The organism is Burkholderia sp. Ac-20345 (genome assembly GCF_017104825.1).
Taxonomy (GTDB): Bacteria; Pseudomonadota; Gammaproteobacteria; order Burkholderiales; family Burkholderiaceae; genus Burkholderia; species Burkholderia lata_B.
Map to the genome: position 1 here is coordinate 62,562 of NZ_JAAGPO010000018.1, position 26,717 is coordinate 89,278.

Here is a 26,717-nt window from a genome sequence, read left to right on the forward strand (position 1 = left end):
TCGTTAGCATTCGATGACGTTCACGGCCAGACCGCCGCGCGACGTTTCCTTGTATTTCGTCTTCATGTCGGCACCCGTTTCGCGCATCGTCTTGATGACCGAATCGAGCGACACGTAGTGCTGGCCGTTGCCCTTGAGCGCCATGCGCGACGCATTCAGCGCCTTGATCGCGCCCATCGCGTTGCGCTCGATGCACGGGATCTGCACGAGCCCGCCGACCGGGTCGCAGGTCATCCCGAGGTTGTGCTCCATGCCGATCTCGGCCGCGTTCTCGACCTGGTCGGGCGTACCGCCCATCACCGCGGCGAGCGCGGCGGCGGCCATCGAGCACGCAACGCCCACTTCGCCCTGGCAACCGACTTCCGCGCCGGAGATCGACGCGGTTTCCTTGTAGATGATCCCGATCGCCGCGGCCGTCATCAGGAATTCGACGATGCCGGCTTCGTTCGAGCCCGGCACGAACTTCACGTAGTAGTGCAGCACCGCGGGAATCACGCCGGCCGCGCCGTTGGTCGGCGCGGTGACGACACGGCCGCCGGCGGCGTTCTCCTCGTTGACGGCCATCGCATACAGGTTGACCCAGTCGAGCATCGACAGCGGGTCGCGCAGCGACTCTTCCGAGCGCTCGCGCAGGCGGGCATTCAGCTCGGCCGCACGGCGCTTCACGCGCATCGGGCCCGGCAGGTCGCCCTCGACCTTGCAGCCGCGCTCGACGCACGCGGCCATCGTGCGCCAGATCGCGAGCAGCCCGCCACGCACTTCGTCGGCGGGACGCAGCGCGCATTCGTTGCGCATCATCAGCTCGGCGATCGACAGCCCGTGCTCGCGGCACTGGCGCATCAGGTCGTCGCCGGTGCGGAACGGATACGGCACCTCGATCGCCGCGCGCACGCCGTTCACGCGATCGCCGTCGCGGTTCACGACGAAGCCGCCGCCGACCGAGTAATACTCTTTCTCGACGAGCAGCTGGCCGTGCTCGTCGAAGGCCTGGAAGCGCATTCCGTTCGGGTGCACGATGCTCGTGCCGCTCATCAGCTTGCGATAGAAGCCGATGTGCTCCTTTTCCTCGAAGCGGACGGTCTGCTTGCCGAGCAGCGACAGCGATTTCTCCGCGCGGATCGCGGCGAGCCGCGGCTCGATCAGGTCCGGATCGATCGTGTCGGGCAGGTGGCCCTCGAGACCGAGCAGCACGGCCTTGTCGGTGCCATGCCCCTTGCCGGTCGCGCCGAGCGAGCCGTATAGTTCGACCCGCACGCGGCGCACGAAACCGAGCAGGTTCGCGTCCTCCACGTGCGACGCGAAGCGGCACGCGGCGATCATCGGGCCGACCGTATGCGAACTGGACGGACCGATGCCGATCTTGAACAGGTCGAAGACGCTGACGTTCATCTGGCTTCCTCTGGGTGGGACACACGTGAAATATCGTTGGCGTCAGTACATCAAAGCGTAAAATTGGCCGATAGAACAAAAACGGCATCGACGTGGGATAGCGCCGCCAAGCGACACTTCGGCGGGCTCGAAAGTGCGTTTTGGCGATGGTTCGCGACGGAAAACCACAAGTCGGGCCGGAACCGATCAGCGACGCTGGCTGCATCCGCGCCGCCCGGCCGCACCCGACCGACGCCCCCGCATTACCCGTATCAACAGACTGAGTGAGACCGCCCGCCCGGCGTGAAGAGATTGGCCGCGATGACAACCGACGTACCCGCTTCCCCCCTCGCAGAACCCGCGCCGCGGCGCATCCGCTTCGGCATCGTGCTGCTGCCGAACTTCACGCTGACGGCCTTCTCGGGCTTCGTCGACATGCTGCGGCTGTCGGCGGACGACGGCGACTACAGCAAGCCCGTGCGCTGCGCGTGGAGCGTGATCGGCGAGACGCTCGCGCCGGTGCGCGCGAGCTGCGGGATCCAGATCACGCCGTGGGAAACATTCGACGCGGCCGAGCCGTTCGACTACGTGGTGGTGGTCGGCGGGCTGCTGCATTCGGGGCCGCAGGCGGGCCCCGAGACGCTCGACTTCATCCGCCGCGCGGCGGCGGGCGGCGCGACGGTCGTCGGCATCTGCACCGGCGTGTTCACGCTGATGCGCGCCAGCGTGCTCGACGGCTATCGCACCTGCGTGAGCTGGTTCCACTACTGGGATTTCATCGAGCGCTTTCCGTCCGCCGACCCCGACCTGCTGATCGCCGACCGGCTGTTCGTGATCGACCGGCGCCGCATCACCTGTTCGGGCGGCCGCGCGTCGATCGACGTCGCCGCCGCGATCCTGCTGCGCCATTTCGATCACGCGACCGTGCAGAAGGCGCTGCGCATCCTGCTGGTCGGCGAAATGCAGAAAGGCAATGCGCCGCAGCCGCATCCGCCGGGCCTCGAGCCGGCGACGCACCCGAAGGTCAAGCGCGCGATTCTCCTGATGGAACAGCATGTCGGGCGCGCACTGTCGCTCGACGAGCTCGCGAGCAAGCTCGATTTGTCAACGCGGCAGCTCGAACGGCTGTTCAAGGCGGAAACGGGCAAGAGCCCGCAGGCGTTCGCGAAGCAGGTGCGGCTGCGCACGGCCGCGTGGCTGCTGACGAGTTCGGACCGCACGGTGGCCGATATCGCGTCGAGCTGCGGGTTCGCCGATGCGTCGCACCTCGGGCGCGAGTTCCGCAAGCAGTTCGGCGTGCCGCCGGCGACGTATCGGGAGCGCGGCGGGGACGGCGCGGAAGCCGACACGGCAATCGCGGCGGACCCCGTCGAGGACATCGCCGACTGACGGCCACGGGCACCCGCCCCATTTTCAACCGATCGCCAGACAACACGCAAACGCATCGGTTTAGGCCCAATTGGAACCGGTTCCAATCAATTTAACCGACGTTGCATTCCGTTAACCAAGGGTTATCACGGATGCTGTCGCACACTCAAATTTGTATGATGACCACATAACCTTACAAGCCAGAGCACCATGTTCGAGAAAATTCCCGCCCGTGCGATGAGCGACCATGTCGCGCAGCAACTGCTCAAGCAGATCGAAATCGGCAGCTTCTCCGCCACCGGCAAGCTGCCGACGGAGGCCGTGCTCGCGCAGGAATTCGGCGTGAGCCGCACCGTGATTCGCGAGGCGATCTCGCGGCTGAAGAACGAAGGCGTGGTCGAGCCGCGCCAGGGCAGCGGCGTGTACGTGAACCAGCACGGCGCGATCCGGCCGCTGCGGATCGACTATGCGGAAGCGGTCGAAGCCACCTCGCTGCCGCACCTGCTCGCGGTGCGCCGCGCGATCGAGGCCGAGGTCGCGGCCGAAGCCGCGCTGCATCACACCGATGAAGACATGGCCGACATCGACGATGCACTGAGCAAGATCGACGATGCGGTGGCCGAAGGGCGCGACGGTGTCGCGGAAGACGTCGCGTTCCACCGCACGATCGCGGCCGTCACCGGCAACCCGTATTTCCTGAAGACGCTGCAGTTCCTGAACCAGTACCTCGAAGCCGGCGTGAAAGTCACGCGGCGCAACGAAGCGACGCGCGAGGACTTCTCGCGCCAGGTGCGCGAGGAGCACGCAGCGATCGCCGACGCGATCCGCGCGCGCGACCCGATGGCCGCACGCAACGCAGCACGCACGCACATGTACAACGCCGCCCGCCGTCTCGCGGAAGCCGGCATTTGCTGAAGCCCGCGGCCTCAGCCTTCACAGGCGCCGCCGCTGTCACGAACCTCTTCCGAATCAATCAAGGTTGACCATGTCACGAAATGTTGGAGTCATCGGCCTCGGCGCGATGGGCCTCGGCGTCGCCCGCTCGCTGCTGCGCGCCGGCCTGCGCGTGCACGCCTGCGACGTGCGCGACACCGTGCTGCAGGCGTTCGCCGCCGAAGGCGGCATCGCCTGCGCGACGCCGGCTGAACTCGGCGCGCAATGCGACGTCGTCGTCACGCTCGTCGTCAATGCCGCGCAAACCGAAACGGTGCTGTTCGGCGAGCACGGCGCGGTCGCGGCGATGAAACCGGGCGGCGTCGTGATCGCAAGCGCGACCGTCGCGCCGGAATTCGCGGTCGCGCTCGGCGTGCGCATCGAGGCCGCCGGCCTGCAGATGCTCGACGCGCCCGTGTCGGGCGGCGCCGCGCGCGCGGCCTCCGGCGAGATGACGATGATGACGTCGGGCCCGGCCGCCGCGTACGCGGGCTGCGAAGACGTGCTCGCGGCGATCGCCGGCAAGGTCTATCGCCTCGGCGACGCGCACGGCATCGGCTCGAAGGTGAAGATCATCAACCAGCTGCTGGCCGGCGTGCACATCGCGGCGGCCGCCGAAGCGATGGCGCTCGGCCTGCGCGAGGGCGTCGATGCCGATGCGCTGTACGACGTGATCACGCACAGCGCCGGCAACTCGTGGATGTTCGAGAACCGCGTGCCGCACATCCTGAACGGCGACTACACGCCGCTGTCGGCCGTCGACATCTTCGTGAAGGATCTCGGCCTCGTGCTCGATACCGCGCGCCGCAGCAAGTTCCCGCTGCCGCTGTCGGCCACCGCGCACCAGATGTTCATGAGCGCGTCGAGCGCCGGCCACGGCGGCGAGGACGATTCCGCCGTGATCAAGACTTTCCCCGGCATCACGCTGCCGCCCGCCCGCTGATTCGACCGACGTTCCTGCCATGACCGCTTCCGCTTCCCGTCCCCTGCTCGGCTGCATCGCCGACGATTTCACCGGCGCGACCGATCTCGCGAACATGCTCGTCAAGAGCGGCATGCGCACCGTGCAGACGATCGGCGTGCCGGCCGACGGCACCACAGACACCACGCTCGACGCCGACGCGATCGTCGTCGCGCTGAAGTCGCGCACGATCCCCGCGGCCGACGCCGTCGCGCAATCGCTCGCCGCGTACGAATGGCTGCGCGCGCAAGGCTGCCGGCAGTTCTTCTTCAAGTACTGCTCGACGTTCGATTCGACCGACGCGGGCAACATCGGCCCCGTCGCCGATGCGCTGCTCGATGCGGCCGGCGGCGGCTTCACGATCGCGTGCCCGGCGTTCCCCGAGAACGGCCGCACGATCTATCGCGGCCACCTGTTCGTCGGCGACGTGCTGCTGAACGAATCGGGGATGGAGAACCATCCGCTCACGCCGATGAAGGATGCGAACCTCGTGCGCGTGCTGCAGCGGCAGACGAAGTCGCCGGTCGGCCTGATCCGCTACGACACGATCGCGCTGGGCGCGGCCGCCGTGCGCACGCGGATCGAACAACTGCGCGCGGAAGGCGCGCGCTTCGCGATCGCCGATGCGCTGTCGGACCGCGACCTCTACGTGCTCGGCGAAGCATGCGCGGGCCTGCCGCTCGTCACCGGCGGCTCGGGCATCGCGCTCGGCCTGCCGGCGAATTTCCGCCGTTCGGAGCAACTGCCCGAGCGCGACAATGCGGCGTCGCTGCCGCATATCGACGGCCTGTCGGCCGTGCTCGCCGGCAGCGCGTCGAAGGCCACCAATGCGCAGGTCGCCGCCTGGCGCGCCACGCGACCGAGCTTCCGCATCGATCCGCTCGCGGCATCGCGCGGCGAACCCGTCGTCGACCAGGCGCTCGCGTTCGCGCGCTCGCACCTGCCGCAGCCCGTGCTGATCTACGCGACCGCGACACCCGACGAAGTGAAGGCCGTGCAGCAGGCGCTCGGCGTCGACGCGGCCGGCCATCTCGTCGAAGCCACGCTCGCGGCGATCGCGCGCGGCCTGCGTGATCTCGGCGTGCGCAAGTTCGTCGTGGCCGGCGGCGAAACATCCGGCGCGGTCGTGCAGGCGCTCGACGTGAAGTCGCTGCAGATCGGCGCGCAAATCGATCCGGGCGTGCCGGCGACGGCCACCATCGACGCGCAGCCGCTCGGCCTCGCGCTGAAGTCCGGCAACTTCGGCACCACGGACTTTTTCGACAAGGCGCTGCGCGCGCTGGACGGAGCCGCATGATGAGCGACGAAGCGAAACTGCGCGAAGAGATCTGCATCGTCGGCGCGAGCCTGTATGCGCGCGGCCACGCGGTCGGCAGCGCCGGCAACATCAGCGCGCGCCTCGCCGACGGCTGGCTGATCACGCCGACCGATGCGTGCCTCGGCCGGCTCGACCCGAACGACATCGCGAAGGTCGGCCTCGACGGCCAGCCCGTTTCGGGCGGCAAGCCGTCGAAGACGCTCGCGCTGCATCGCGGCATCTACGCACGCAATACCGAAGCGAACGGCGTCGTCCACACGCATTCGACGCACCTCGTCGCACTGACGCTCGCGGGCGTGTGGCGCGACACCGACGTGCTGCCGCCGATCACGCCTTACTACGTGATGAAGGTCGGCCACATTCCGCTGATCCGCTACCGCCGCCCAGGCGATCCTGCCGTCGCGGCCGAAGTCGCGGCGCTCGCCGACAAGGTGCGCGGCGTGCTGCTCGACCGCCTTGGCCCCGTGATGTGGGGGCCGTCGGTATCGCACGCGTCGTATGCGCTCGAAGAGCTCGAGGAAACGGCGCGGCTGTGGCTGATGACGCACCCGAAACCCGAGCCGCTCGACGACGCGGCGCTCGACGAATTGCGCACCAGCTTCGGCGCGCGCTGGTAACGACGCGCCACGCAACGATTCCCATGCCCGCCGTGTGCGCGGGCCCTTCCGTCAGCACACACGATCCGGCGACGTACGCGCCGCCGGCAAACAACATCCTGGAGACGACGATGACTGCTCTCGACGCGGCCGCTGGCCGCTCGCCCGCCGCGCCCGCCCATGCCGCGGAACTCGACCGCACCTACAAGAAAGTATTCTGGCGCATCGTGCCGTTCCTGATGCTCTGCTACGTGGTCGCGTATCTCGACCGCGTGAACGTCGGCTTCGCGAAGCTGCAGATGTCGCAGGATCTCGCGTTCAGCGAAACCGTGTTCGGGCTCGGCGCCGGCATTTTCTTTCTGGGCTATTTTCTGTTCGAACTGCCAAGCAACCTGCTGATGCACCGCATCGGCGCGCGCATCTGGATCGCGCGGATCATGATCACGTGGGGCCTGCTGTCCGCGCTGTTCGCATTCGTGCAGACGCCAACGCAGTTCTACGTGCTGCGCTTCCTGCTCGGCCTCGCGGAAGCCGGCTTCTATCCCGGCGTGATCCTGTACCTCACCTACTGGTTCCCGTCGCATCGCCGCGCGAAGATCATCGCGGTGTTCATGTCCGCGATCCCCGTGTCGGGCATCTTCGGCAACCCGCTGTCGGGCTGGATCATGGAGCGCTTCCACGGCGGCTCGGGCTTCCACGGCTGGCAATGGATGTTCATGATCGAAGCCGTGCCGGCCGTGCTCGTCGGCATCGCGACGATCCTGTATCTCGACAACAGCATCCGCAGCGCGAAGTGGCTCGACGAGCGCGAGAAGCAGCTGCTGGAGGACGAGATCGCCGCGCAGCCGCAGGAACAGCAGCAGCACGGCCATTCGCTGAAGGCCGTGTTCTCGGACCCGCGCATGTGGTGGATGTCGCTGATCTACTTCGCGTTCGTCACGGGCCAGTACGGCCTCACGTTCTGGATGCCGACGCTCGTCAAATCGACCGGCATCACCGATACGCTGCAGATCGGCCTGCTGTCGGCCATTCCGTTCCTCGTCGCGATCGTCGTGATGAACCTGTTCGGCCACAGCGCGGACAAGCGCCGCGAGCGTCGCTGGCACCTGATCGTGCCGGCGCTGATGGGCGCGCTCGGGTTTGCGGTTGCCGCGTCGTACTCGCACAATACGGCGGTGTCGATCGTGTTCCTGTCGCTCGCGGCGGGCGGCGTGCTGACCTGCGCACCGCTGTTCTGGTCGCTGCCGACCGCGTTCCTCGCGGGCTCCGCGGCCGCGGCCGGGATCGCGATCATCAACTCGGTCGGCAACCTCGCGGGTTTCGCGAGCCCGTACGTGATCGGCTACCTGAAGGATGCCACCCATAGCACGGCGTCCGGCATGTACGTGCTCGCCGCGATGCTCGTGATCGGCGCGATCGCCGTGTGGCTCACGCCCGCGAAACTCGTGAACCGCTGATCCATTGAATCGCTGAGCCTGCCGCCATTCGACGCGGGGCGCCGTGCGCCCCGCCCCATTCATTCACAGGACCCGCTGCCATGCCACGCTTCGCCGCCAACCTCTCGATGATGTACCCCGAGCACGCGTTCCTCGAACGCTTCGCCGCTGCCGCCTATGACGGCTTCAAGGCCGTCGAGTACCTGTTCCCGTACGACTTCGCCGCCGAGGACATCCGCGCGCGCCTCGACACGCACAACCTCGAACAGGCGCTGTTCAACGCGCCGCCCGGCGACTGGGCTGCGGGCGAACGCGGCACCGCGTCGCTGCCGGGCCGCGAGGACGAGTTCCGGCGCGGTATCGACCAGGCGCTCGACTATGCGCGCGTGCTCGGCAACAAGAAGCTGCACGTGATGGCCGGCATGGTGCCGCCGGGTGCCGACCGCGCACGCCATCGCGACACCTACCTGGCGAACCTGCGGCATGCGACGCAGGCCGCCGCCGCGCAGGGCATCACTATCCTGATCGAGCCGATCAACCAGCGCGACATGCCCGGCTATTTCCTGAGCCGCCAGGACGACGCGCAGGCGATCTGCGCGGAAGTCGGCGCGCCGAACCTGAAAGTGCAGTTCGACTGCTACCACTGCCAGATCGTCGAAGGCGATCTCGCGATGAAGCTCAAGCGCGATTTCGCGGGCATCGGCCATATCCAGATCGCGGGCGTGCCCGAACGCCACGAGCCGGATATCGGCGAACTCAACTACCCGTATCTGTTCGCGCTGATCGACGCGCTCGGCTACGACGGCTGGATCGGCTGCGAGTACCGCCCGAAGGCCGGCACGTCGGAAGGGCTCGGCTGGCTCAAGCCGTACCTGTAACTCCCGTATTCCTTTGAGGGTATAGAACATGAAAGTACTGATCACCGGCGGCGCCGGCTTTCTCGGCCAGCGTCTCGCGCGCAAGCTGCTCGAGCGCGGTGAACTCACCGGCCCCGACGGCCGCGGCGAGAAGATCGACGAGCTGGTGCTGCTCGACGTCGTCGCAGGCAGCGATTTCGGCGACGCGCGCGTGACGTCGATCGTCGGCGACATTGCCGACCGCGCGGTGCTCGAGAGCGCGATCGACACGCAGACGGGCACGATCTTCCACCTCGCAGCAATCGTCAGCGGGCAAGCCGAAGCCGATTTCGATCTCGGCATGCGGATCAACCTCGACGCGTCGCGCACGCTGCTCGAGGTGTGCCGTGCGCGTGGCCATCGGCCGCGCGTCGTGTTCACGAGCTCCGTTGCGGTCTATGGCGGCACGCTGCCCGACGTCGTGCAGGACGACACCGCGCTGAACCCGCAATCGTCGTACGGCGCCGAGAAGGCGATCGCCGAGCTGCTGCTGTGCGACTACGCGCGGCGCGGCTTCGTCGACGGCCGCGTGCTGCGGCTGCCGACGATCAGCGTGCGGCCGGGCCGTCCGAACGCGGCCGCGTCGTCGTTCGCGAGCGGCATCATCCGCGAGCCGCTGAACGGCGAGGAAAGCGTGTGCCCGGTGCCGGGTTCGACGCGGCTGTGGCTGCTGTCGCCGCGCGGCGCGATCGAAGCGCTCGTCGCAGGCTGCGAGATCGACGGCGCGAAGCTCGGCAACAAACGTGTGATCAATCTGCCGGGCCTGTCGGTATCGGTCGACGAAATGATCGCGGCGCTGCGCGAAGTCGCGGGCGACGAAGTCGTGAAGCTGATCCGCCATGTGCCGGACGAGCGCGTCGAGAAGATCGTCGGCAGCTGGCCGGGGCGTTGGGATACGTCGCGCGCGGAAGCGCTCGGGCTGAAGGGCGACACGTCGTTCGCGGACGTGATCCGCAGCCATCTCGCCGACGAACGGCGCTGATCCCCGCGCCGCCCGATGCGCGGGCACGGGCTCCCCGGTCGCGTCAATGCGGCCGGGCGGATTCCCCGATCGGCAACGACGCGCGTTTCGTTCCGCCCGGCCGGTTCGCCGAACCGGCCGCCCACTGCCACGCGAGCAGGCCCGGCAGATAGAACAGCAGGTCGCGCACGCGGCGGGCGCCGGCCAGTGCGAGACAGGTCGGCGGGTCGAACCCGAGCAGCCCGCCGATCAGCACGAACCCGCCCTCCTGCACACCGAGGCCGCCCGGCATCAGGAACGCGATGCTGCTCACGAGCTGGATCAGCGCCTCGATCGCGAGCGCCTGCGCGAAGGTCGGCTCCGCGCCGAGAAAATACAGCGCCAGCCAGATTTCCAGCGCATAGCCGACGAACTGCAGCGTCTGCCAGATCAGGAGATAACGCACGACGATGCCGGTCTTTCTCCAGATCATCCGGATCGACTGATCGGTACGCGCCGATTCGCCGACCAGCGCCACCACCTTGCCGCTCGTGATGCGGTTGAGCACGCGCATCGCGCGTTCGAACGGCCGCGCATGCTGCACCAGCGCGAACAGCAGCAGCACCGGCACCAGCGCGGCCATGCCGATCGCGAGGTTGCCGGCCACCCGCGCGGCATCGGACGACACGTGCTCGAGCACGTAGCCGATCGCGACCAGCGCGAACACGAGCTGGCTGATCAGCGTCAGCTGCATGTCGGCGACGAGGCTGGCCACGACGGTCGCCGGCCGCACGCCCGCCTGACGCAGCAGGCCGAACGACACGATCTCGCCGCCGATCCGCGCGACCGGCAACAACCCGTTGATCGATTCGCGGATCCACACGAGCTTCAGCATCGTCGCGAACGACGGGCGGCGCGGGCCGCGGATCAGCATCCGCCAGTCCCACGCATTCGCGAGCATCGGCAGGATGTGCGCCAGCGCCGCGAGCAACAGCCCCGCCCCGGCGATCTGCAGGCGATGCAGGATTTCCAGCGGATGTTCGTGCCAGATCAGCCACACGGCGAGCGCGAGCCCGCCCAACGCCGCCACCTGCCCCGCATGGCGCAGCCGCGCGTCGCCCCGCGCGGCATTTCGTTCCGCGGTATCGGCGCCGGGGTTCGTCGGTGTCGTCATGATTCGCTCGCCGGCGACAGCAGGCCTTCCCGGTCGACGCGAAAGCGCGTGCCGCGCCAAACGACATGCGACGAGAAGAAGCTCGACACGAACACGAAGAATTGCAGGAGATCGACGAACGGCAGCCAGATCGCGCCGCGCAGGCCCGCGCCGGTCGCCCGGCTCGTCTTCAGCATCAGCAGCACCCGCGCGGCGAGCGCCGCGGCCGCCAGCCCGCACGCGGCCGCCGTGCCGCCGGAGAACAGCAGCGCCAGCAGCGCGAGCGGCAGCGGGTGCATCAGCACCGAGCCCGCATGACCGAGCCGGTCCGCCGCGCGGATCGTGCAGCTCCAGCGCAATTCGTGTGCGTACAGCTTCGCGAACGTCTCCTCGACGCACGCATGCCCGACGACGAACGGCGGAATGACGACCTGCGCGCCCACCTGCCGCACCGCTTCGCCCAGCGCGTGATCCTCGGCCAGGTGATGCGCGAAACGCGTGAGCCCGCCGATGCGTTCGAGCGTCGCGCGCGAGATCGCAATCGTCTGGCCAAAGCATGGCCGTGCGCGCCCGATGAAGAGCCCGGTGATCACGCCCGGCAGGAAATGGTAGTTCGTCATCGCGACGGCGACACCGGGCCAGAAGCCCGGCGATGCGATGCCGCGATAGACGCTCGTCACGATGCCGACATCGGGCTGCTGTAGCGCGCCGACGACCGCGCGCAAATAATCGCGCTCGACCAGCACGTCGCTGTCGGCGAGACAGAGCACCGAATACTCCGCGTGTTCGAGCATGTTCACGAGATTCGCGATCTTGCGGTTCGGCCCGTACAGCCGCGCGTCGGCGACGACCTTGATGTTCGCGTCAGGGTAACGCGCGCGCAGCGTCTCGACGGCGGCGAGCGCTTTGTCGTTCGCATCGTGCACGCCGAACAGGTGCTGAACCGGGCCCGGATAATTCTGCACGAAGAAGCTTTCGAGATGCTGTACGAGTTGCCACTCGTCGCCGTGCAGCGGCTTCGCGACGGTGACGCCCGGATAGTCGCGCGGCTGGGCCGCCGCACGGGAAAAGAACCGGCCGACCAGCACGCTGGCCGTGATCGTGTACGCAATGCCCAGCAACACGCCCAGCCCGCAGACGATCGACATTGCCTCGGCCAGCGCACGCAGCACATGCAGCAAAACCATGCTTCTCCCCAGTGGTGACCCGTACGACCACGACACCCGGGAGCAGCCGCGCGCTCGCGGTTCACCCGTGCGCGCCGCCGTATCGATTCCCGTGGAGCCGGATGTGAAGGACGACCAACCGACGGTACGCGCAATCAGATGACACTACCACCGTGCGGCGATCGATTCCTGTCACGCGCACACAGCCGCATGCAACGGCGGCCTTGAACGCCGCATCGGCAAGCTTGCGGGCCGAAAGGATCGCGGTGGCAACCGCGATGACGGCCCAGATGCGAAACGTCATCGTGGTGAAAAATGCTTCGGGTACGCGCCATGCAAGCAACGAAATCAGCACGAAGCACTGAATGAACATGCCGGCCAGTGCGGCGATCTGCAGGTAGGCGCGCCATCGCTCGATCATCGAAGATGCCATGGTGAAAGAGTCTCCCGTGCGGACGACCGGTATCGATCTGAAAGATTCGAAAGGTCGCGTGGATCAGGATCAGGAAAAGCGGAAATCCAGCGGAGAACGATTGTGGCGACGCCTGCTTAACGTTTCGTTAAGAAAGCGACCTTAGAATCCATTCAACCGACACCGTCCCCGTCGTACGCAGGAGTCTTCATGTCCACACCCGCCCGATATGACACCGTTGCGCGTTTGCTTCACTGGTTGATCGTCGCGCTGGTCATCGCGCAATATGCGATCGGCTGGACGATGCCGGACGTGCATCGCGATACGCAGCCCATCGGCCTGATCGCCGCGCACCTCCTCGTGGGAACCGCACTGCTCGCCGCGATGGCTTGCCGCGTGTTGTGGCGCGTGACGCATCGCCCGCCCGCGAGTGACCTGCCGCCCGCGATGCGTGCACTGTCGGGCGCAACGCATTTGGCGCTCTACGCGCTGCTGATCGCGGTGCCGCTGCTCGGCTGGATCAACGCGTCGTCGCGCGCATGGGGCGTGACGCTGTTCGGGGTCGTGCCGTTGCCCGTGCTGTCGGCGGCCGGCTCCAGCTTCGGCCATGCGATGGGCGACGTGCACGGCATCCTCGCATGGGCGCTGTTCGCCGGTATCTGCCTGCACGTCGCTGCCGCGCTGGCGCACCGCTTCGTGCTGCGCGATCAGGTCACGCAGCGCATGATGCCCTGGTGATCGACGCGTTGGCGGCACCGCATGCCATCGCGCGCATGAACCGGGTGGCCGCCGATAGCGATACCGTCTTCGTTCCGGTTCATCGCACGGCCGACCGGCCGCTCATCGCACGCGGCCGATGAGATGATCGCGACGTCGCGAGAAGCGGCGCGCGATGACGGGCAGCGCAGCCGGCGCTCTTCTGCCGCGTCGAGCGGCGCGAAGGGCTGCCGTACTGCCGTGCCGCGAACACGACGGCCTGTAGTCACACAAGACCATATCGGCACCTAGTTGCTGGTCTGCGCCGGCGTGGCGGGGGTCGGTGCATGCGCTGTGGCAGCCGCCATCCTCGCCCGGTCTTGCTCGGCGAGCTTCGCTTCCGCCGCCTGGATGTCCGCCGGATACTCGCCGTCGTCCCCTTTCGCCGGGTCATACCCCGCTGCTTCCAGGCGGATCAATTCGTCGCGAACCTGTGCACGCGTCAGCGGCGCGGCCGATTGCGCGAAGGCCGACTGACCGACGATCGCACCGATCATCGTCAGTACTGCGATATATGTTTTCATCATGAACTCCTTCAATGTTCCGTATCGATCAATCTTGTTGAATGCCTTGAATGCCTGACCTGCGAACGCAGGCGGGCGCGTCAGCTTCCGAAATAGATCGTGCAGAAGCTCGCGGGGCCGACGCATGCGGCAGAACCCTGGCGCGGCGACATCGTCGCCGGCTTGCCCGCTTCGGATGACGCGGCCGGATCGCTGCCGACCGCCGTGCTGGCCTGATGCTCCGGCATCTGTTCGGCCTGCCGCTGGAACAGCGGGCTCACGTCCGGATACGACGTATCGGTCACGAAGCGCAGCCCGTTGTTTTCGGCGTCGATCAGTTCCTGCCTGACCTGCGCGCGTGTCAGTTCCTGTGCCGACGCTTGCGTCGCGATACCCGCGAGAGAAATCGCCGCCACGGCGGCGGCCACCAGCCAATGCGTGTTCATGTTCCACTCCTTGAGAAGTCAACGAGACGACGTGCTACACCCGTATGACGACGGAGCGTGTGCGTTTATTCCCGCGCGTCGTGCAGTCCGGATCAAGCGGCTTCTCCGGCGCCGCGAGCGCCCGGGACGGACGTTCATGAAACTGTCATTGTTTCGTCAGCCGGCGTAACCTGACGTAACGCAGCGCCCGCCGCGCTTCGTGCAGACTGACGTCACTCCTTACGGATCGCCCTTCGATCGATCATGTCCGTCGCCTACGACTATGTTGCCGGCCTGCTGCGCACGCTGTACGACCGCCATATCGACGGCGGCGCGGTGCTCGACACGGCCGTGTTTCCCGATGCCGAGCGTTTCGTCCGTGCGTGGACCGACATCCAGGCAGAGGCATTCGCCGTGGCGCGCGACATGCCGCGCATCCCGCGCTTTCACGAGATCATGCGCGAGCAGTACGACATCTCGGCCAACGACGCACGCGACTGGCGGATGTTCATCATGCAGGCGTATGGCCAGCCGTTCCCGCGCAACCTGTCGCGCTGCCCGACCGTCGCGTCGATCGTCGCGGCGTCGCCGGACGTGCTGTCCGCATCGCTGTCGTTCCTCGCACCCGGCAAGCACATTCCCCCGCATCGCGGGCCGTTTCGCGGCATCCTGCGCGGCTATCTCGTGCTGTCGATGCCGAAGCGCGCGGACGGCACGCCGGCCGCCGTGCTGAAGGTCGACGGCCACGAATACCGGCTCGAGGAAGGACGTTTCCTGCTGTGGGATGACACGTTCATGCACGAGGTCTGGAACGACAGCGACGCCGTGCGGATCGTGCTGCTGCTCGATATCCGCCGGCGCGGGATGCCGCGCCTGCTCACGTGGCTGTCGAATGTGGTGATCGGCGTCGTGCGGCTCGGGATCAGGATGCGCGGGCGATCGATTCCGGTTTAGTACGTGTGACCGCCACGGCTTCCCGTCAAGCCATGCGCGGCGAATCGTCGTGTGCCAACTCCGTCAGGATCGACGTCAGCGCGCGAATCCTGGGTTGCGTCGCACGCGGCGACGGGTACACGAGAAAATAGCCGAGACCGTTGTCCACGACGTCACCAAAGGGGGCAACCAGCGTCCCGGCGGCAAGCCGGTCCCGGGCCATGCGCGGGTCACCGATCGCCACGCCGTGTCCCTGCTCGGCGGCGGTGAGTGTCAGCTCGAGCGTGTCCAGTACGAGCCCGGTTTCCGGGTCGACCTGCGTCGCGCCGACGGCAGCGAGCCAGCAGCGCCACTCTTCATGCCCGGGGGCGGGGTGAAGCAACGTGGCGTGCGCGAGGTCGGCGATCGATTTCAATGAAGCGGCCAGCGTGCCGGTACACATCGGCGTCAGCCTTTCTGCAAACAGCGGAACCGACACCATGCCGGCCCAGTGCCCGGCCCCGCGTACGACGATCGCGTCGACGTCCGTTCCGGCGAAATCCGGCGTGTCGTCCGCCGACGTCTGGATCCGCAGCTCGGTCTGCGCCAGCGCGTGATTGAGCGCCGGGAGACGCGGCAGCAGCCAGCGGATCGCGAAGGTCGACGGCAACCGCAGCGTGAGAACCGGCGCGACGCCGGCATGGGCCTCCGCGTGGCGTGCCAGTTGCGTCAGCACGTCGACGGCCACCGTCAGCAACGCGCCGCCTTCCGCGGTCAGCGTCAGCCCCGACGCATGACGCACGAACAGCGCGCACCCGTAATGCACTTCCAGTTGCTGCACCTGACGGCTCACTGCGCCCTGGGTTCTGCACAGATGATCGGCGGCCCGGCTGAAGCTGCCCAGTTCGGCAGCGGCGACGAAGGCCTGAAACGCCGTCAATGGCGGCAGCGCCCGCGTGAGTTCAGCCAGCGGGTATGCACGGGCCGCATGCCCGGGTTGCGGATTTTTCGATTGTTCGGACATCGGTGCATCGCTATCGTGATTGCGCCGGATCCGCAGCGGTTACTGCGGCCCGGCTCGTCAACCATCAGCGGAGAAAGAGAATGGTCTCGTCGTCGAAGGCACTATACACGCGGCAGGTCGACACTTACCTGAAGGCGCTCGAGCGCGGCGACGTCGCCGCGATCTGCGCGCTGTTCACGCCGGATGCACGGATTTTTTCTCCGTTTCTCGGCTGGATGCAGCCGACACCGTTCTTCGAAAAGGTCGTTTCGGCATCCGGACAAAGCCGGATCACGGCGATCGACATCTGCGTCAGCGCGACCGGCGCACGACGGGCAACCGGTTACTTCGTGTACGACTGGGGGCTGAAGGACGGCTCGGCAGTGCAGTTCGAATGTGTCGACGTGTTCGAGTTCGACGACAGCGGACTCGTCGAGCGCATGGTCATCGTCTACGACACGCATCCGGTCAGGGCGGCGGTGGGCGACAAGTACGCGTAGTACGACTGCACGATATCTGCCCGGCAAACCTCACCGATGGCTCCGTCGTTCCCGGGCGCGGGTGTCAGGATGCATGACGCTGCGCGGTCTCCAGCGCATAGACTCCGCGTTTCGCTGCGCATCGGAATGGCGGGGCGATCGCCCGCACATTCGTCAGTTCCCAGCACACGTATCCGGCACACCATTGCTTGCCTTGCGAGCGCGCTTCGTCGGGCGTCCAGTCATGCACGCCCACGACGTCGACCCGCGCGAGCGCAATGCCATCCGGATCTTCCTGCCCGTCCTGGCGCAGATAGATCGTGTTCTGCACCAGCACGAGGTCGGTCAACGGAATCGTCGGCGGCGCCCAGGAACGGATTTCGACCTGCTTGCGTCCCGCGAGAATGTCGTCGACGGCAGGCGCGATGATCGATAGGGCCAGTCGTGACATGACGGGTATTTCCTGCAGTCAATTGGAGCGTGTTTCGTGACCGTCAGGCGACCTACCGGTCAGGACAGGCATGCAGCCACGGTCGCGGCATGATTGTTGCCGATTCGCCGAATCCTGTCGAATGGGCGCGGCGATCGTGTTGTCCGCGCCTCTATCTTTCGACCCCGCCCTGAAACGCCGGACGGATCGCCTAAACTACAGACCGTCCCCTCCGCGCGGCTCCCGCCAGCCACCGCCATGGCGCACCTCTTCTTCGCCGCCTCGATCCAGCGGCATATCGAAACGCCCGAGCGCGAAATCGACGCTCACACGCTCGGCGAAGCATTCGACACCGTTTTCGGCGAGCAGCCGCGGCTGCGCGGCTACATCCTCGACGACCAGGGCGCGCTGCGAAAACACCTGTCGGTATTCATCGACGGCCAGCCGATACGCGACCGGCAACGCCTGTCCGATGTGCTCGGCAACGCCAGCCGGGTCTATGTCGTACAGGCGCTGACGGGCGGATAAGGGGACAAATGCATCAGCCCCGATCCGGTGCCGGAACGCGAGGTCGGGCCATCAGGAGACATCCCACATGAACGATCGACTGCTCGTCGCCACCCGCAAGGGCCTGTTCGTCCTGCAGCCCGACCGCAGCGGCAGCTGGACGCTCGGTGAGCCGCACTTCGCCGGCGAGCCCGTCAGCATGGCGCTCGCCGACCCGCGCGACGGCACGCTGTATGCGGCGCTGAACCTCGGTCATTTCGGCGTCAAGCTGCACCGCAGGCGCGCCGGCGCCGCCGACTGGGAAGAATGCGCGGTGCCCGTCTATCCGCCGCAACCCGCCGACGCCCCGCCCGCCGATGCCCGCGTGAATGCCGGCACCGCCGACGCGGACGACGCGCCTCCCGGCCCGCCGCCCCCACCGTGGACACTCCAGCAGATCTGGTCGCTCGAAGCCGGCGGCGCCGACGAGCCGGGCGTGCTGTGGGCCGGCACGATTCCCGGCGGGCTGTTCCGCTCGGACGACGGCGGCAGTTCGTGGGTGCTCAACCGGGCACTGTGGGATCGCCCGGAGCGCGCCGAATGGGGCGGCGGCGGATACGATGCGCCGGGCATCCATTCGGTGATGGTCGACCCGCGCGACAGCCGGCACGTGACGATCGGCATCTCGTGCGGCGGCGTCTGGCAGACGGCCGACGGCGGCGCGACGTGGCGAGTGACCGCCGACGGCATGGAAGCCGACTACATGCCGCCCGAGCGGCGCGGTGACCCGAACATGCAGGACCCGCACCGCGTCGTGCAGTGCGCGGCCGACCCGGACGTGCTGTGGACGCAGCATCACTGCGCGATCTTCCGCTCGACCGACGGCGCCGAACACTGGCGTCGGATCGAGGCGCAGCCTTCGAGTTTCGGTTTCGCGGTGGCCGTGCATCCGCGTGAGCCGGATACCGCGTGGTTCGTGCCGGCCGTGAAAGACGCATGCCGGATTCCGGTGAACGGCCGGTTCGTGGTCACGCGCACGCGCGACGGCGGGCGCAGTTTCGAGCAATTCACGAACGGGTTGCCGCCTGCGCCGGCCTACGACCTCGTGTATCGGCACGGCCTCGCGGTGGACGATTCGGGCACGCGCCTCGCGATGGCGTCGACGACCGGCGCATTATGGACGTCCGACGACGGCGGGGAAAACTGGCGGCTGGTGTCGGCGCATTTGCCGCCGGTCTACTGTGTGCGGTTCGGGTGATGGTGTGCAAGCGGGCCGGTTCGCGCACCGCGCGCACGGCCCGCTTTATCGCTCAACGCCCGTCCCCATCCGCGCCACCGCCTCCCGCGTCTGCGCAATCTCCGCCTCGAGCCAGTCGAGAAACGACCTGACCTGCGGCTCCCGCTCCCGCCCCGGCCGGCACAGCGCGACGAAGCGCGCGCCGTCAATCCGCACCGACGGCTCGATCGGCGTCAACGCCCCCTGGGCGACATGCTCGGCGGCCAGCACGGAACTGAGGAGCGCGATGCCCTGCCCGTGCAGCACCGCCTGCAACGCGTAATGCTCGTCGTCGTAGTGGCGAAATACCGCGCGCTCGAGCCACGCGTCGCGGCCGGCCGCGCGGCACCACGACGCCCAGTCGACCGACACGGGCAGCGGCGTATCCCAAACGGTCTCGATCAGGTCCAGCGGCTCGTTCGCGCGATGCGCGTCGAACCCGGCAGCCGCATACGCGCCGAAATACTCGTCGATCAGCGCAATCTCGTGCAGCGCCGGAAATGTGCGCGACGTCGCGCGAATCGCAAGATCGATCCGTGCATCGCGTTCGAGATCCGCGAGCTCGTTGCCGGTCTCGACCTTGATGTGCAGGTGCGGATCGATGCGACGAAACCGGCCGAGGCGCGGAATCAACCACATCGCGGCGAACGCGGGCGTGGTGGTCAGCACGAGGGTGCGCTCGCCGGTCGACTCAGGCCGCACCGCATCGAGCCCGCGGCTCAATGTGAGCAGCGCATCGTGACTCGCGCGAAACAGGCGCTCGCCCTCCTCCGTGAGCCGCACGCCGCTCGCACCGCGCTCGAACAGCAACACGCCGAGCCGGCTTTCGAGCGACTTGATCTGGTGCGACACGGCGGCCGGCGTCACGGACAGTTCATCCGCGGCGGCCTTGAATGCGCCGAGCCGCGCCGACGACTCGAATACACGCAATGCGGTCAGGGGAATTTTCGAGAACACGGGGCCTCGCGGGCCGGATCAGGCCAGGTTGAATTCAATTGAATCGGGGTGAGATTAGGTGAATTGAAGCGTGCGTGCAACGCGGATAGCCTTGCGGGACGTCGCGGCACGGTGCCACGGCGCGTGGCGACGAACCGGAGCAACAACGTGCAAGGCCTACCGCGCAGGATCACGCAGGCGGTGCTCTACGAAGCGATTGCGATTTCCTGCATCTCGCCCGTGATCGCGGCGATCTTCAAGCAGGACCTCGTCTATTCGGGCGCGCTGTCGGCGACGATGTCGGCGATCGCGATGCTGTGGAACATGATCTTCAACGCGCTGTTCGAGCGCTGGGAAGCGTCGCGCCGGCAGCCGTCACGCACGCTCGGGCGGCGGATCCTGCACGCGACCGGATTCGAAGGCGGGCTGATCTTCATCCTGGTGCCCGTCGTATCGTGGTGGCTCGACATCTCGTGGCTCGACGCATTCGTCGTCGACATCGGGCTGTTTGCGTTCTTCTTCTGTTACGCGTTCGTGTTCCAGTGGGCGTTCGATCGGGTGTTCGACGTGCCGGCGGCGACGAAGGGGTCGTGAGCCGAACGCTCACACGCCCGTGGCAATTTTCGGCAATTGCCAGCCGAAGCGCACCGCCGCCATCCGCAGCGCAAAGCACGCGACGCCGCCCAGCACGGCCGCGGCGATTGGCGGACAACCGAGCCGCCTGCACGACACAACGCACACCGCGCCGAGCAGCGCCGCGCTCGCATAAATATCCGTGACCAGGACGACCGGCACCCGCGCGAGCAGGACATCGCGCACGACACCGCCGCCGCAACCGGTCACGGCGCCCATCAGCGTGGCAATGAACGGATGAACCCGGAATTCGAGCGCCTTCACCGCGCCCGCGACCGCGAACAACGCCAGGCCGGCCGCATCGAGCGCCGTGAGCAGCGACGGAGAAAACGCGGCGACCCGCTCATGAAACACGAACGCGAACAGCCCTGAAGCGAACGCGAGCGCCGGATAGCGCCAGTCGCTCACGGCACTCGGCGGCCGTGCGCCGATCAGCAGATCGCGGATCACACCGCCGCCGAGCGCGACGACGAGCGACAACACCATGACCCCGAACAGGTCGAGTCCGGCACCGATCGCCGCATTGGCGCCTTCGATCGCGAACACCATCGTGCCCGCGAGATCGGCGGCGAGCACCACTTGCTCGATGCGCTTCATGCGAAAGAACCGTCGGGGTGTTGCGTCATCCGGTTGCCGCCTGCGGCGACACGAGTGGACGCGCCGCTCAGCCGCCTGCTGTCTTCCTGCCGCCATCCGGATACATCGCGCGTGCTGCGGATCATGGCCGCCTCCTCGATCGGGATCGAGCAGTCTAGCGTATCGTCCGCTCGCCGTCGGGCCATGCGTGAAGCCGAATGCAAAAAGCCGGCGGAGGCAGGATGTACGTCCTGCTTCCGCCGGCTCAAAGACACGTCAGGCTTCCGATCAGGACCGTGAAGCCCGGTGCACGTCGCTCAATGCACGCCGAGATAAGCCTTCACCGCCGGCAGGCCCGGCTTGCCGTCGAGCGTCGTCACGCCGGCAAGCCACTTGTCGAGCGCCTGCGGGTTCGCCTTCAGCCACTCGGCCGCTGCCTTGTTCGGATCTTCCTTGTTCATGATCGGCATCATCACGTGGTTCTCGATCGTCGTCGTGAACTGCAGGTTCGACACGAACTTCGCGACGTTCGGGCAGCGCTGCGAGTAGTCGGGCGGCGTCGCCGTCAGCACCTTCGCTTCGCCGTAGTTCGGGCCGAACACGTCGTCGCCACCGGTCAGGTAGTCGATCTTCATCTGCACGTTCATCGGATGCGGTTCCCAGCCGAGGAACACGATCCACTGCTTGTCGCGGATCGCGCGATTCACCTCGACCAGCATCCCGGCCTCGCTCGACTCGACCATCTTGAACTTCCCGAGGCCGAACTGGTTGCCGTCGATCATCTTCTTGATCAGCAGGTTGCCGTCGTTGCCCGGTTCGATCCCGTAGATCTTGCCGTTGAGCTTGTCCGCGTACTTCTGGATGTCCGCGAACGACTTCAGGCCGCCCTGGTACACGTAATCGGGCACCGCGAGCGTGTATTTCGCGCCGGTCAGGTTCGGCGTCGAGAGCACCTTGATCGTGCCGGCCTTCGTGAACGGCTGGATGATCGGGTCCATCGTCGGCGACCAGTAGCCGAGGAACACGTCGATCTGCTTGCTCTTGATACCGGCGAACGTGATCGGTACCGATGCGATCGTCTTCGTCGGGCTGTAGCCGAGCCCCTGCAGCATCGTCGATGCGAGGCCCGTGGTCGCCGCGATGTCGGACCAGCCGACATCCGCGAAGCGCACGTTCTTGCACACGGGCGGATCGGCCGCATACACGGCCGACATCGGCGCGGTTATCCCGACCCCGCACACCGCTGCGATCAATAGGCGCTTCATCTTGCTTCTCCTCAAAGTGATGTCGTTTGCTTGAATGCGGGATCGTTTTATTGAAGCCGCGCGCCGCGATCCCGGCGGCGTCGCGGACCATAGGGTCGGTCAGCGCCCCGGCAACCGGCGCTCGTAGCTCGGCGCATGGCCGAACTGCGCACGGTAGGCCTTGCTGAAATGGCACGGCGAATGAAAGCCGCAGACCGTCGTCACGCGCGCGATCGATGCGTCGGTCGTGCGCAGCAGGTCGCGAGCGCGCTTCAGGCGCAGCGTCAGGTAATAGTGGGTCGGCGACACGTTCAGGTATACCTTGAACATGCGCTGAAGGTGCCGCTGCGACAGCCGCACGAGCCGCGCGAGTTCCTCGAGCGACAGCGGCTCCTCGATGTTCGCCTCCATCAGCCGCACGACCTCGATCAGCTCCGCGCGCGAGAAGCCGACGCGCGCGTCGACCGGAATCGGCTGCGTATCGGTCGAGCTGCGGATGCGCTCCAGGATGAACTGCTCGGAAACCTGCGCGGCCAGCTGCTGGCCGAACCGCATGCCGACGAGGTTCAGCATCAGGTCGAGCGGCGCGGTGCCGCCGGTGCAGGTCAGCCGGTCGCGGTCGACGACGAACAGCTCGTCGGCGAAACCGACCTGCGGAAACTCGGCATGCAGCGCGGAAAGGTTCTCCCAGTGCACGGTGCAGCGATAGCCGTCGAGCAGCCCGCTCGACATCAGCGCATACGCGCCCGTGCAGATGCCGCCGAGCGGCAGCCCGCGCTCGGACAACGCCGCGAGCGTATCGCGCGCGCCTTCGTCGACCACGTCGCGGATACGGATGCCGCCGCACACGATCATCACGTCGGGCAGGTTCGTATAGTCGAGCGCCTGCGTGGGCCGTACCGCGATGCCGTTGCTGGCGTGCACCGGACTGCCGTCGAGCGAGTAGATCGACCACTGGTAGTGATCGGCACGCCCGACGTAGTTCGCCATCCGAAGTACTTCGACGGCGCTCGAAAACGCGATCATCGAGAAGTTCGGCAGCGTCAGGAAGCCGAAATGGGCGAGGGACGAAACCGGTGAAACGCAGGCGGCGGGCGCGACAGCGACGGCGGACGTCACATCGGTCTCCTAGGGTCTGTTTCCAGATGGAACGCGCATGCGTTGCCACGAGAACGGCCGCTCGCGAGGCGCGTGACGCCGCGAATACTGACGTATTCGCAAGGAGCGCAACGCGGCGAGCGGCCGTTCTCGTGGCAACCCCAAAATAAAAAGTTCATGTCACGGGAATGCCCGAAATCGCCCGCATGGCGGCGTCGCTCGTCGCTTGTTTGGCTCGGCCAAACGGCGCTCCTCACTTCTTGCCCTGCGAGCGATTTCGGGCATTCGCATGTGCGTTCCATCTGGAAACAGACCCTCGAGGAGGTTGCAGGGGGCCAGCCCCGCGGCCAAAGCCGCGGAAGCCGTTATCTATATTCAGGGTGAGCGGCCGGGAGGCGCCGGCCGCCGGAGGTCAGGCCTGTGCGGGTGCTGCCTTCACGCGAAACAGCTGCTTGAGGCCCGAGAACAGCGGCGCCTTCACGGTGCCCGGTGCACGGCCGAAGCTTTCGGTGATGCGGTCGAGAATGATCGCGAGCAGCACGACCGACAGACCGCTTTCGAAACCGAGGCCGATGTCGAGGCGCTGGATACTGGCGAGCACGTCGTTGCCGAGGCCACCCGCGCCGACCATCGACGCGATGATCACCATCGACAACGCCATCATGATCGTCTGGTTCACGCCCTGCATGATCGACGGCAGCGCATTCGGGAACTGCACCTTGTACAGCAGCTGCCACGGCGTGCAGCCGAAGGCCTGGCCGGCTTCGACGATCTCGCGGTTCACGTGGCGGATACCGAGGCTCGTCAGGCGCACCGCCGGCGGCATCGCGAAGATCACCGTCGACAGGATCCCCGGCACGCGGCCGAGACCGAACAGCATCGCGGCCGGAATCAGGTAAACGAACGCGGGCATCGTCTGCATCAGGTCGAGAATCGGGCGCACGGTCGCGGCGACCCACTTGCTCTTCGCGGCCCAGACGCCGAGCGGGATGCCGAGCACGAGGCTGATGATCGTCGACGACAGCGTGAGGCCGAGCGTGATGACGGTCTGATCCCAGAAGCCCGTCGCGAAGATCAGCAGCAGCGACGCGGTGGTGAACAGCGCGAAGCGCCAGCCCACCCGCCACAGCCCGACGCCGATGAAGATCGCCATCATCAGCCACATCGGGATCGCCTGCAGGCTGTGCTCGACGAATGCCGCGAGCCCCTCGATCGCCTGACCGATCGCGTCGAACGTCTTGGCGTCGTGGTCGAGCAGGTAGTGAACGGACTGGTCAACCCAGGTACCGAGCGGAATCATTTCAGACATGGGAGCCTCGCGAACGCGTGATGGCCTTCAGGATGAGCGCACGATCGACCGAGCCGCAGTAGCAGCCGTCGTCGTCGACGACCGGCAGTGCATTCGGGCTCGCGACCACACGCGCGACGACATGTTCGAGCGACGCATCGCGCCGGATGCTTTCGATCGGCCGCACGGACGGCGTGGCCTGGCCGAGCGCATCGCGCGTGACGAAGCCGCGGATCTTGCGTTCGGCGTCGAGCACGAACGCGTATTCGGCACTGCCGTTCAGCGTCGCCGCGACGTTCGCGGCATCGCACTTCGACACGATCGGCACGGCGCCCGTCTGCATCAGGTCGCCGGCCGTCAGGTAGCGGCTGGTGTCGATGCCGTCGAAGAACGCGCGCACGTAATCGTCGGCCGGGTTCGCGATGATGTCCTGCGGCGTGCCGACCTGCACGAGCCGGCCACCTTCCATGATCGCGATGCGGTTGCCGATGCGCAGCGCTTCCTCCAGATCGTGCGACACGAACATGATCGTGCGGCGCTGTTCCTTCTGCAGTTGCAGCAGCACATCCTGCATTTCCCGGCGCTTGAGCGGATCGAGCGCGGAGAACGCCTCGTCCATGATCATCAGCGACGGGTTCACGGCCAGCGCGCGGGCGAGGCCGACGCGCTGCTGCATCCCGCCCGACAACTCGGACGGCAGCTTGTGCGCGAACGGTGCGAGGCCGACCTGCTCGAGCACTTCCATCGCGCGGCGCTCGCGTTCCTTCTTGCCGACGCCCGCGACTTCCAGGCCGAATGCGGCATTCGACACCACGGAGCGATGCGGCATCAGCGCGAACGACTGGAACACCATGCTCATGTCCTTGCGGCGCAGCGCGGTCAGCGCCGAGCGGCGCGCCGACGCGACGTCGAGCCCGTCGATCATCACCTTGCCGGCGCTGGGATCGACCAGCCGGTTCACGAGGCGGATCAGCGTGGACTTGCCGGAGCCCGACAGGCCCATCAGCACAAAAATTTCGCCTTCCTGCACATCGAAGGAGACGTTGTGCACGCCGACGACCTGACCGGTGCGCTTGAGCACATCGTCCTTCGTCGCGCCGGCGGCGAGCATGTCGAGCGCCTGCTGCGGGTTGCTTCCAAATACCTTGCACAGACCTTCGACCACGACCTTGGGGGCATCCATCGAAACCTTCTCCTCGTGTAGCGGGGACTCTCGCTTGTCATAGCGTGCCTACATAGTTGCCAGAAAAAACCCCGACCTGCCGACGAATTACGACAAACGCTTGCGCAAATACGACACGGCCTCCAGCCCCGCCCGGCGGGCCGCGGCACGCGGCGCCACCCGATTGCGGCGGCGCAATACGCGGACGGCCAGCAACGGCGGGCATCGCGCGTCGGACTTGTGCGCAGCAGCGCAGCGCGTATCGCGTCGCGTTTTGCGCCAAACCGCATCGGACGCACGTCGCTTTACGACAATTTCACGTCCGATCACGCGTCGATCTATTCAGACGAAAGCACGCACGGCATTCACCAATAAAAAGCATGACCGTGCAAAAAGCCGCGCGGCGACACCGGATGGTGCACGCCGCGATACCGCGCCAACCCGGAAAATCCGCGACGGCCGCTGTGATACATTCCCCGCAAACACGCTGGTCGCGACGTTGCCACGGGGCTTTCTCACGAAGGTCGCCCGCTCGACGCGCACATGCCGGTTCGCCTGCCGGCCGTGCTGAAACCGCCTCGATACGGTACCAACCGCGATCGATGGACGATAACGATACAGAGAGGGAGCAAGGCGTTGAACTGGGCATTCGCCGTAATCGGCTTCATCGTGGGCGGCATCGCCGCATTGGCCGGGGATTTCCCGGCCGCGAACGGTTCGCTGCTCGGCGCCGCCGTCGGGTTCTGCATCGGCCACGCGCTGCAGCAACACAAGCGCAAGGGGAAGCAGGCCGCACCGGACGCGTTTGCGATGTCCGCGACACCGTCCGCGCCGGCTCCGCTTGCCGATCGCGTCGCACGTCTCGAAGCGACCGTCGAAACGCTGACGCGTGAAGTCGCGTCGCTGCGCGGCCAGTTGGCCGGCGCGAAGGTCGGCTCGGCCACGAGCGACGCGACGGTGCAC

General features: G+C 66.9%; 28 protein-coding genes and 2 pseudogenes. 16 read left to right on the plus strand and 14 right to left on the minus strand.

Translation table 11 applies throughout. The features are described 5' to 3' along the window. Positions 1–3: 3 nt before the first annotated feature. A complete protein-coding gene (locus G3O06_RS09935) occupies positions 4–1,389 on the minus strand; it encodes an L-serine ammonia-lyase (RefSeq protein ID WP_205815889.1) in 1,386 nt (461 codons plus the stop codon). Positions 1,390–1,689: 300 nt separating this feature from the next. Between G3O06_RS09935 and G3O06_RS09940 the strand changes: the two genes are divergently transcribed. From G3O06_RS09940 to denD, 8 genes are all read left to right on the plus strand, one after another. Then, positions 1,690–2,757 (plus strand): GlxA family transcriptional regulator, encoded by a 1,068-nt coding sequence (locus G3O06_RS09940; protein ID WP_205815890.1) that lies wholly within the window; start codon positions 1,690–1,692, stop codon positions 2,755–2,757. A 189-nt stretch (positions 2,758–2,946) separates the two neighbouring features. After that, positions 2,947–3,651: a FadR/GntR family transcriptional regulator gene (locus G3O06_RS09945; protein WP_174917031.1), complete on the plus strand. Its 705-nt coding sequence runs from the start codon at positions 2,947–2,949 to the stop codon at positions 3,649–3,651. A 64-nt stretch (positions 3,652–3,715) separates the two neighbouring features. Then, positions 3,716–4,612 (plus strand): L-threonate dehydrogenase, encoded by an 897-nt coding sequence (ltnD, locus tag G3O06_RS09950; protein ID WP_346779502.1) that lies wholly within the window; start codon positions 3,716–3,718, stop codon positions 4,610–4,612. A 19-nt stretch (positions 4,613–4,631) separates the two neighbouring features. Beyond that, positions 4,632–5,927, plus strand: a complete 1,296-nt coding sequence (gene otnK, locus G3O06_RS09955) for a 3-oxo-tetronate kinase (protein ID WP_205815892.1) — start codon at positions 4,632–4,634, stop codon at positions 5,925–5,927. Next, positions 5,927–6,565: an aldolase gene (locus G3O06_RS09960; RefSeq protein WP_205815906.1), complete on the plus strand. Its 639-nt coding sequence runs from the start codon at positions 5,927–5,929 to the stop codon at positions 6,563–6,565. Before otnK ends, G3O06_RS09960 begins: the two co-directional genes overlap by 1 nt. 110 nt (positions 6,566–6,675) lie before the next feature. After that, the gene (locus tag G3O06_RS09965) at positions 6,676–8,001 is read left to right on the plus strand and encodes an MFS transporter (protein WP_175003255.1); all 1,326 of its coding nucleotides are present in this window, start codon (positions 6,676–6,678) and stop codon (positions 7,999–8,001) included. Between the two features lie 80 nt (positions 8,002–8,081). Next, the gene (gene otnI / locus G3O06_RS09970; protein ID WP_205815893.1) at positions 8,082–8,858 is read left to right on the plus strand and encodes a 2-oxo-tetronate isomerase; all 777 of its coding nucleotides are present in this window, start codon (positions 8,082–8,084) and stop codon (positions 8,856–8,858) included. A 28-nt stretch (positions 8,859–8,886) separates the two neighbouring features. After that, a complete protein-coding gene (denD, locus tag G3O06_RS09975; protein ID WP_205815894.1) occupies positions 8,887–9,858 on the plus strand; it encodes a D-erythronate dehydrogenase in 972 nt (323 codons plus the stop codon). Between the two features lie 43 nt (positions 9,859–9,901). Here denD and G3O06_RS09980 read toward each other — a convergent pair whose 3' ends face one another. From G3O06_RS09980 to G3O06_RS09990, 3 genes are all read right to left on the minus strand, one after another. Beyond that, positions 9,902–10,990: a lysylphosphatidylglycerol synthase domain-containing protein gene (locus tag G3O06_RS09980; protein WP_205815895.1), complete on the minus strand. Its 1,089-nt coding sequence runs from the start codon at positions 10,988–10,990 to the stop codon at positions 9,902–9,904. Further along, a complete protein-coding gene (hpnI, locus tag G3O06_RS09985; protein ID WP_205815896.1) occupies positions 10,987–12,156 on the minus strand; it encodes a bacteriohopanetetrol glucosamine biosynthesis glycosyltransferase HpnI in 1,170 nt (389 codons plus the stop codon). The genes G3O06_RS09980 and hpnI overlap by 4 nt, the downstream gene beginning before the upstream one ends. Positions 12,157–12,217: 61 nt before the next feature. After that, positions 12,218–12,568 (minus strand): hypothetical protein, encoded by a 351-nt coding sequence (locus G3O06_RS09990; RefSeq protein WP_205815897.1) that lies wholly within the window; start codon positions 12,566–12,568, stop codon positions 12,218–12,220. A gap of 189 nt (positions 12,569–12,757) precedes the next feature. Between G3O06_RS09990 and G3O06_RS09995 the strand changes: the two genes are divergently transcribed. Continuing rightward, complete coding sequence (locus tag G3O06_RS09995) at positions 12,758–13,285, plus strand: cytochrome b (RefSeq protein ID WP_205815898.1); 528 nt, start codon at positions 12,758–12,760, stop codon at positions 13,283–13,285. Continuing rightward, entirely contained in the window at positions 13,282–13,407 is a 126-nt protein-coding gene (locus G3O06_RS49650; RefSeq protein ID WP_277403703.1) for a hypothetical protein, read from the plus strand. Before G3O06_RS09995 ends, G3O06_RS49650 begins: the two co-directional genes overlap by 4 nt. Before the next feature lie 144 nt (positions 13,408–13,551). Here G3O06_RS49650 and G3O06_RS10000 read toward each other — a convergent pair whose 3' ends face one another. Beyond that, positions 13,552–13,827 carry a DUF4148 domain-containing protein gene (locus tag G3O06_RS10000; protein WP_205815907.1) on the minus strand — a complete coding sequence of 92 codons (276 nt, stop codon included), beginning with the start codon at positions 13,825–13,827 and terminating at the stop codon, positions 13,552–13,554. Between the two features lie 80 nt (positions 13,828–13,907). Next, positions 13,908–14,252, minus strand: a complete 345-nt coding sequence (locus G3O06_RS10005) for a DUF4148 domain-containing protein (RefSeq protein ID WP_174931189.1) — start codon at positions 14,250–14,252, stop codon at positions 13,908–13,910. 243 nt (positions 14,253–14,495) lie between these two features. On the opposite strand from G3O06_RS10005, the gene G3O06_RS10010 reads away from it, so the two are divergent. Further along, complete coding sequence (locus G3O06_RS10010; protein WP_205815899.1) at positions 14,496–15,185, plus strand: aspartyl/asparaginyl beta-hydroxylase domain-containing protein; 690 nt, start codon at positions 14,496–14,498, stop codon at positions 15,183–15,185. A 25-nt stretch (positions 15,186–15,210) separates the two neighbouring features. On the opposite strand, the gene G3O06_RS10015 is transcribed toward G3O06_RS10010, so the two are convergent. After that, entirely contained in the window at positions 15,211–16,167 is a 957-nt protein-coding gene (locus G3O06_RS10015) for a LysR substrate-binding domain-containing protein (protein WP_205815900.1), read from the minus strand. An 80-nt stretch (positions 16,168–16,247) separates the two neighbouring features. Here G3O06_RS10015 and G3O06_RS10020 point away from each other — a divergent pair, with 80 nt between their 5' ends. Further along, on the plus strand, positions 16,248–16,646 hold the full coding sequence (locus tag G3O06_RS10020) for a nuclear transport factor 2 family protein (RefSeq protein WP_205815901.1): 399 nt from the start codon (positions 16,248–16,250) through the stop codon (positions 16,644–16,646). Between the two features lie 64 nt (positions 16,647–16,710). On the opposite strand, the gene G3O06_RS10025 is transcribed toward G3O06_RS10020, so the two are convergent. Continuing rightward, on the minus strand, positions 16,711–17,076 hold the full coding sequence (locus G3O06_RS10025; protein WP_205815902.1) for an ASCH domain-containing protein: 366 nt from the start codon (positions 17,074–17,076) through the stop codon (positions 16,711–16,713). Between the two features lie 237 nt (positions 17,077–17,313). Here G3O06_RS10025 and G3O06_RS10030 point away from each other — a divergent pair, with 237 nt between their 5' ends. Together G3O06_RS10030 and G3O06_RS10035 are read left to right on the plus strand one after the other, a co-directional pair. Beyond that, the gene (locus G3O06_RS10030; RefSeq protein WP_205815908.1) at positions 17,314–17,583 is read left to right on the plus strand and encodes a MoaD/ThiS family protein; all 270 of its coding nucleotides are present in this window, start codon (positions 17,314–17,316) and stop codon (positions 17,581–17,583) included. Between the two features lie 67 nt (positions 17,584–17,650). Further along, positions 17,651–18,799, plus strand: a complete 1,149-nt coding sequence (locus G3O06_RS10035) for an exo-alpha-sialidase (protein WP_205815903.1) — start codon at positions 17,651–17,653, stop codon at positions 18,797–18,799. A gap of 45 nt (positions 18,800–18,844) precedes the next feature. Here G3O06_RS10035 and G3O06_RS10040 read toward each other — a convergent pair whose 3' ends face one another. Then, positions 18,845–19,774 (minus strand): LysR substrate-binding domain-containing protein, encoded by a 930-nt coding sequence (locus tag G3O06_RS10040; protein ID WP_205815904.1) that lies wholly within the window; start codon positions 19,772–19,774, stop codon positions 18,845–18,847. A 147-nt stretch (positions 19,775–19,921) separates the two neighbouring features. On the opposite strand from G3O06_RS10040, the gene G3O06_RS10045 reads away from it, so the two are divergent. Next, positions 19,922–20,347, plus strand: a complete 426-nt coding sequence (locus G3O06_RS10045; RefSeq protein WP_174998017.1) for a PACE efflux transporter — start codon at positions 19,922–19,924, stop codon at positions 20,345–20,347. Between the two features lie 9 nt (positions 20,348–20,356). Here the strand turns inward: G3O06_RS10045 and G3O06_RS10050 are convergent, their stop codons facing one another. From G3O06_RS10050 to G3O06_RS10070, 5 genes and pseudogenes are all read right to left on the minus strand, one after another. Next, positions 20,357–20,983: a trimeric intracellular cation channel family protein gene (locus G3O06_RS10050; protein ID WP_205815905.1), complete on the minus strand. Its 627-nt coding sequence runs from the start codon at positions 20,981–20,983 to the stop codon at positions 20,357–20,359. A gap of 296 nt (positions 20,984–21,279) precedes the next feature. After that, positions 21,280–22,227: a choline ABC transporter substrate-binding protein gene (locus tag G3O06_RS10055; protein ID WP_174950513.1), complete on the minus strand. Its 948-nt coding sequence runs from the start codon at positions 22,225–22,227 to the stop codon at positions 21,280–21,282. 99 nt (positions 22,228–22,326) lie between these two features. Continuing rightward, positions 22,327–23,325 (minus strand): GlxA family transcriptional regulator, encoded by a 999-nt coding sequence (locus G3O06_RS10060; RefSeq protein WP_174917049.1) that lies wholly within the window; start codon positions 23,323–23,325, stop codon positions 22,327–22,329. Between the two features lie 391 nt (positions 23,326–23,716). Beyond that, on the minus strand, positions 23,717–24,613 hold the full coding sequence (gene choW / locus G3O06_RS10065) for a choline ABC transporter permease subunit (protein WP_174969847.1): 897 nt from the start codon (positions 24,611–24,613) through the stop codon (positions 23,717–23,719). Next, positions 24,606–25,897 (minus strand): annotated as a pseudogene (locus tag G3O06_RS10070) (glycine betaine/L-proline ABC transporter ATP-binding protein); the annotation flags it as partial. The pseudogene G3O06_RS10070 and the gene choW, both read right to left, overlap by 8 nt. 493 nt (positions 25,898–26,390) lie before the next feature. Between G3O06_RS10070 and G3O06_RS10075 the strand changes: the two are divergent. Further along, positions 26,391–26,717 (plus strand): annotated as a pseudogene (locus G3O06_RS10075) (DUF2339 domain-containing protein); the annotation flags it as partial.